1 protein-coding gene is annotated in these 1,300 nt (G+C 68.5%); it reads right to left on the minus strand.

Annotated features, from left to right (window positions below; genetic code table 11):
- Positions 1-34: 34 nt before the first annotated feature.
- Positions 35-1,255, minus strand: a complete 1,221-nt coding sequence (locus E1291_RS41405) for an IS30 family transposase (RefSeq protein ID WP_131743472.1) — start codon at positions 1,253-1,255, stop codon at positions 35-37.
- Positions 1,256-1,300 lie beyond the last annotated feature (45 nt).

Below are 1,300 nucleotides of genomic sequence, written 5' to 3' on the forward strand. Positions count from 1 at the left end.
CTTGGGTTCTAGGGGTGATCGCAACACCGGTTGATCAACTGGCTGGTGTGAGGAGCTTAGCGAGACGCTCGGCTGGGGTTTCCCAGCCGAGCGTTTTGCGTGGCCGGGAGTTGAGTTCGGCGGCGACGGCGTCCAGGTCGTCGCGGGTGTGGTCCGATAGATCGGTGCCCTTGGGGAAGTATTGGCGCAGCAGGCCGTTGGTGTTCTCGTTCGAGCCGCGCTGCCAGGGACTTGCCGGATCGCAGAAGTAGACCGGGATGTCGGTGGCGATGGTGAACTCATGGTGCAGGTGCATCTCAGTGCCTTGATCCCAGGTCAGCGAGCGCCTCAGGTGCTGCGGCAGAGACATGGCGGCTTCGACCAGGGCGTCGCGGACCAGCTCCGGGGCGCGGCCTTGGGGCAGATGCAGCAGAGTGACATAGCGGGTTGAACGCTCCACCAGGGTCCCGATGGCCGAGCGGTTGTTCTTGCCGATGATCAAGTCCCCCTCCCAGTGGCCGGGGACCGCGCGGTCAGCGACCTCGGCAGGGCGCTCGCTGATCATCACCATCTGCTGGGCCATCCGCGGCTGGCGCTGCCGGGCCTGGCGGCGGGGCCGCCGCAGCGCGCGTCCGGTGCGCAGCGCCCTGGTCAGCTCACGGCGCAGCTCACCGCGTCCTTGCACGTAGAGGGCCTGATAGATCGTCTCGTGCGTCACATGCATCTCCGGGCGGCCGGGGAAGTCTCGGCGGAGCTGCTGACAGATCTGCTCCGGACTCCATCGTCTGCCCAGGTGCCGCTGGACGTAGTCCCTCAGCTCGGGATTCAGGCCGATCTTCCCGGGCTTGGGACGCGGCCGGCGGGCGTCGGCGCGGGCCTGGGCGGCGTGCGGCCGGTACTGCCCACTGACCGGGTGCCGATTACGCCGCACTTCACGGCTGACGGTCGACGGGCTGCGGCCCAGCTCGGCCGCGATGGCGCGCAGGGACGCCCCTTCCCGCAGCCGGTCGGCGATGTGGACGCGCTCGTCTTCACGCAGGTAGCGGGTGGGACCGTCCTGAGGACCCGGCCGGACGACCGGTGCCCTGGCGGTGTGGCCGGCCGAGGCAAGCCGCCCGTTCCGCCACTCCTTGCCGGTCCGACGGTTGATACCGACGATCCGGCACGCCTCAGTACTGCTGAAGCCCTGGTCCATGAGCCGGAAGTATTCCTCCCGCTCACGGACCAGGGCCTTACGCCCCTGCGGCTTGCGGTTCAGACGAATCTCGAAGGCCATCGCACTCCCTGGTCAGGGATGTTGCGACGACTCCTCGAATCCGCC

It is taken from the genome of Actinomadura roseirufa (genome assembly GCF_900659635.1).
Taxonomy (GTDB): domain Bacteria; phylum Actinomycetota; class Actinomycetes; order Streptosporangiales; family Streptosporangiaceae; genus Spirillospora; species Spirillospora roseirufa.